The 1691-nt window shown below is 48.4% G+C and carries 1 protein-coding gene; it reads left to right on the forward strand.

The window, feature by feature from the left end:
- Positions 1–424: 424 nt before the first annotated feature.
- Positions 425–1509 (forward strand): IS3 family transposase gene (locus tag ACFQ2O_RS21530; protein ID WP_377532945.1). Its coding sequence is split into 2 segments (ribosomal slippage): positions 425–686 and positions 686–1509, totalling 1086 coding nucleotides; the frame shifts between segments, so codons are not numbered across the junction.
- The last annotated feature ends 182 nt before the right edge of the window (positions 1510–1691 follow it).

Below are 1691 nucleotides of genomic sequence, written 5' to 3' on the forward strand. Positions count from 1 at the left end.
GTAATGTCATGAGAGATAACTAATTCTACAGTAATTGAATATTTTATTCTGCACGAAGAAACCAGATGAAATAGGCATATTAAAGATTTACAGTATTAATAATTGTTACAATAGTGGTGTCAAGCCTACTTTTAGATTCTCCATCGCAAACAAACAGAATGCTTAAAATTCAAAACTATCTTATCACAGTATCTGGCATCATTTCAGGTATTTTTATCGCTTTTCTTTCAACAGTAATCTTGAGCTTAAAGCAAGAACGAACAGATAGGCAAGTGATCATAAACAGGCTATCTAACAAATTGACTAGTTATCGTCGAGTTTTATATGCAGTGATGCAAAGTCATGATTTCTGGCTAAAGAGGGATGTAGGCTTACCTGAAAGTCGGCCATTTGAAAGTTGAAAAAATCTTTAACTTTAAATGGTATGAAAAAGACACGCTTCACAGAATCACAGATCATCAAGGCCCTCAAGGAACATGAGAATGGCCGCCATGCCCAGGAGCTCTGCCGGGAGTTGGGCATCACCACAGCCGCCTTCTACAAGTGGCGCCAGCGCTACGGCGGTCTGGAAGTAAAGGAGCTAAAGCGGATGAAGGAGCTGGAGGAGGAGAATGCCCGCCTCAAGAAGATGTTCGCAGAGTTGTCCCTTGTGCACCACGCCCTGAAGGATGCCGTGGAAAAAAAGCTGTAGGGCCTGACGAGAAAAAGGCGCTGGTGGAGTTCATGGTGGAAGAGCACGGGGTGAGCGTACGTCAGGCCTGCAAGGCCTCAGGGGTGGCCAGAAGCACCTATCAGTACAAAGCAACGGAGAAAGACGACAGCCTGGTAGAAGAGCTGCTGCAAAGCTTGGTGGCCAAGCACCCGGCCATCGGCTTCTGGCAGTGCTTCCACCGGATCAGGAGGATGGGCCATGCTTGGAACCACAAGCGCGTCTATAGGGTCTACAGCCAGCTCAGGCTCAACATTCGCAGGAGGCATAAAAAGAGGCTGCCGGCGCGGGTAAAGCAGGCCCTGTTCCAGCCCGAGAAGGTCAACCAGGTGTGGTCGGTGGACTTTATGAGCGACAGCCTCTGGGACGGCCGTAAATTCAGGCTCTTGAACATCGTCGATGATTACAACCGGGAGGTCCTCTCGATGGAGGCGGACCTGTCGATCCCGGCTTTGCGCCTGATAAGGGTGCTGGAGTACCTCAGGGAGTTCAGGGGGCTGCCGGAGATGATTCGGGTGGACAACGGCCCGGAGTTCATCTCGCAAAAGCTGGAGGACTGGTGCAGGGAGAACAAGGTGAGGCTGTTGTTCATTCAGCCCGGCAAGCCGACGCAGAATGCCTACATCGAGCGCTGCAACGGCAGTATCAGGAGGGAGTTGCTGAACGCTTACGTGTTCAGAACACTGTCGGAGGTGCGTCAGAAGGCAGACGAGTGGATGGAGGACTACAACCACCACCGGCCCCACCAGGCACTGAATTTCAGAACGCCTGTGGAATTATTGGAAGAGATTGTAACTTGAAAAACCAACTTTACAGTGGCTCAATTTTCGGGGGGAGGTCACTAGCTCAATTGGCAATTGATAGGCAAATTAAAATAATTTTGATTGTTTGTAATTCATAGCAAAATCAAAAGCTTTCTGTAAGGTTTTTTCCCCTATACCATTATAATTAACGAGTGTTACCATAGAATAAACTTCAGGAT

The sequence above is a fragment of the Pontibacter rugosus genome (assembly GCF_042678745.1).
Classification (GTDB): domain Bacteria; phylum Bacteroidota; class Bacteroidia; order Cytophagales; family Hymenobacteraceae; genus Pontibacter; species Pontibacter rugosus.